The following is a 2,523-nucleotide window of genomic DNA, read 5'->3' as shown; positions in this document are numbered from 1 at the left end:
AACCTGCGGCTAGCTTCCTAGTTTACTCTTTGATTTTCATTGAGTATTAAAATAGGTCATTTTCTTCTGGGAGGAGGATAGTTTCTCTACCGTCCATGTCTAAAACCAGTACTCTTGGCGGATAAAGAGGGTCAAAGGGATGGTTAAAATCAAAATCAATGGCTGTAGGGAGGTGTTGACTTGAGAAGTGGAAGGTAATTTTTCCTTGGTTATTGAGCAATTGAAACTCGAGTTCTTCTTCCAATTCAAAGACATTTTTTAAGAAGTGGTCAATAATATACCAAAAAGAGTCAATGACATCATCAGGCAAGCTGGTAACAATGCCAAAACTAGCCGATCGCATTTGGGTATTGGTAAAAGCCATATTTTTGCCCCCTTTCTTTTCCCTTATCATACAACAAATAGGATTAAAAATCAAGAAAAGGTAATTTTTTGAAAAGGATTTTAGCTACAGGGAAAAATAAGGAAAAAATCCCAAAAATCTCCCGAAGTTAATAGGTAAATTCCCAAATTAACTTGATTATATAACTTTCAGTTACTTTGAGAAGTTACCGAAAAATATTTTTCATATCTATTGACTTTTAGGGGTGAAATTTGGTATGATAGTAAGCGGTATTGTTTACCCCATTTGAAAGGCCCCGGAACCTTCCAAATACTTTTCGATGGGAAGGAACACCCATCACCGTAAACAAAAATCGAACTATATATAGGAGAAATCATGAACAAAACAACATTTATGGCTAAACCAGGCCAAGTTGAACGTAAATGGTACGTAGTTGACGCAACTGATGTACCACTTGGACGTCTTTCTGCAGTAGTTGCTAGCGTACTTCGCGGAAAAAACAAACCAACATTTACACCACACACTGATACAGGTGACTTTGTGATTGTTATCAATGCTGAAAAAGTTAAATTAACTGGTAAAAAAGCAACTGATAAAATCTACTACACTCACTCAAACCACCCAGGTGGATTGAAACAAATCTCTGCAGGTGAACTTCGTTCTAAAAATGCAGTACGTTTGATCGAGAAATCAGTTAAAGGTATGCTTCCACACAATACACTTGGACGCGCTCAAGGTATGAAGTTGAAAGTATTTGTTGGAGCTGAGCACACTCATGCTGCACAACAACCAGAAGTTCTTGACATTTCAGGACTTATCTAAGGAAAGGAACAAATAAAGTATGTCACAAGCACAATATGCAGGTACTGGACGTCGTAAAAACGCTGTTGCACGCGTTCGCCTTGTTCCAGGAACTGGTAAAATCACTGTTAACAAAAAAGATGTTGAAGAGTACATCCTACACGCTGACCTTCGTCTTGTCATCAACCAACCATTCGCAGTTACTTCAACTGTAGGTTCATACGACGTTTTCGTTAATGTTGTAGGTGGTGGATACGCTGGTCAATCAGGAGCTATCCGTCACGGTATCGCTCGTGCCCTTCTTCAAGTAGACCCAGACTTCCGCGATTCATTGAAACGTGCAGGACTTCTTACACGTGACTCACGTAAAGTTGAACGTAAGAAACCAGGTCTTAAGAAAGCTCGTAAAGCATCACAATTTAGTAAACGTTAATTCGAAAGAATTACTATACTTATACAGAGCACCTTTCGGGGTGTTCTTTTTTTATACTTTCTTACTAAATTGGTGCAATTGACACAGTTGTTGCGACTTTATACTCTTCGAAAATCTTTTCAAACCACGTCAGCTCTATCTGCAACCTCAAAACNNTGATTTTCATTGAGTAGTAGTCTCTCATGTTTGTTTAGCGTCTAAAAGAGACATTTGAGAAGATTGAAAACAGTTCTCTCTTTTCTCCTAGTATAATGATTGGTAGGAAGGGAGAGAAAAGATGAAAACAATGAGAATCTTATTTTTGTTAGCTTTAATTCAAATCAGTTTGAGTAGCTGTTTTCTATGGAAGGAATGCATCTTGTCCTTTAAACAAAGTACAGCTTTTTTCATCGGAAGTATGGTCTTCGTTTCAGGAATCTGTGCTGGAGTAAATTATCTTTATACCCGTAAGCAAGAAGTCCATAGTGTCCTAGCCAGTAAGAAGTCAGTGAAGCTTTTTTACAGTATGTTACTCTTAATTAATTTATTAGGAGCTGTCCTTGTCTTGTCAGATAACTTGTTCATTAAAAATACGCTGCAGCAAGAATTAGTTGACTTTTTATTGCCATCCTTTTTCTTTCTATTTGGGCTAGATTTGCTGATTTTTTTACCCTTGAAAAAATACATGCGCGATTTTCTTGCTATGCTAGACAGAAAAAAGACAGTGTTGGTGACTATTTTAGCAACACTTCTCTTTTTAAGAAATCCAATGACCATTGTCTCTCTTCTGATGTATATTGGACTGGGTTTGTTTTTTGCAGCCTATCTTGTCCCAAATTCGGTCAAGAAGGAAGTTTCCTTTTATGGTCATATTTTCCGAGATCTTGTATTGGTCATTGCTACGCTCATTTTCTTTTAGAGAAAGCTTGTTTTTATGGATGTTATGATGGTAATACTCTTCGAAAAT

At 37.3% G+C, this 2,523-nt stretch carries 4 protein-coding genes; 3 read left to right on the top strand and 1 reads right to left on the bottom strand.

Going from position 1 to position 2,523, the window contains the following annotated elements; genetic code table 11:
• Positions 1–46: 46 nt before the first annotated feature.
• Positions 47–364 carry a DUF960 domain-containing protein gene (locus HT719_RS10705; protein ID WP_000886037.1) on the bottom strand — a complete coding sequence of 106 codons (318 nt, stop codon included), beginning with the start codon at positions 362–364 and terminating at the stop codon, positions 47–49.
• Between the two features lie 354 nt (positions 365–718).
• Between HT719_RS10705 and rplM the strand changes: the two genes are divergently transcribed.
• The 3 genes from rplM (at position 719) to HT719_RS10690 (ending at position 2,475) form a co-directional block, all read left to right on the top strand.
• Positions 719–1,165 carry a 50S ribosomal protein L13 gene (rplM, locus tag HT719_RS10700; protein ID WP_001044624.1) on the top strand — a complete coding sequence of 149 codons (447 nt, stop codon included), beginning with the start codon at positions 719–721 and terminating at the stop codon, positions 1,163–1,165.
• A 19-nt stretch (positions 1,166–1,184) separates the two neighbouring features.
• Positions 1,185–1,577 (top strand): 30S ribosomal protein S9, encoded by a 393-nt coding sequence (gene rpsI / locus HT719_RS10695; protein ID WP_061454408.1) that lies wholly within the window; start codon positions 1,185–1,187, stop codon positions 1,575–1,577.
• A gap of 277 nt (positions 1,578–1,854) precedes the next feature.
• On the top strand, positions 1,855–2,475 hold the full coding sequence (locus tag HT719_RS10690) for a hypothetical protein (protein WP_000855698.1): 621 nt from the start codon (positions 1,855–1,857) through the stop codon (positions 2,473–2,475).
• The last annotated feature ends 48 nt before the right edge of the window (positions 2,476–2,523 follow it).

The sequence above is a fragment of the Streptococcus sp. k-378 genome, from assembly GCF_013277505.1.
Lineage (GTDB): Bacteria > Bacillota > Bacilli > Lactobacillales > Streptococcaceae > Streptococcus > Streptococcus pseudopneumoniae.
The sequence above is the reverse complement of the archived record's forward strand: the minus strand, read 5'-3'. Positions and strand labels throughout refer to the sequence as shown.

Excerpts from the sequence above, each read along its gene's own strand:
- HT719_RS10705 (WP_000886037.1), bottom strand. The coding sequence starts at position 364 with ATGGCTTTTACCAATACCCAAATGCGATCGGCTAGTTTTGGCATTGTT.
- rplM (WP_001044624.1), top strand. The coding sequence starts at position 719 with ATGAACAAAACAACATTTATGGCTAAACCAGGCCAAGTTGAACGTAAA.
- rpsI (WP_061454408.1), top strand. The coding sequence starts at position 1,185 with ATGTCACAAGCACAATATGCAGGTACTGGACGTCGTAAAAACGCTGTT.
- HT719_RS10690 (WP_000855698.1), top strand. The coding sequence starts at position 1,855 with ATGAAAACAATGAGAATCTTATTTTTGTTAGCTTTAATTCAAATCAGT.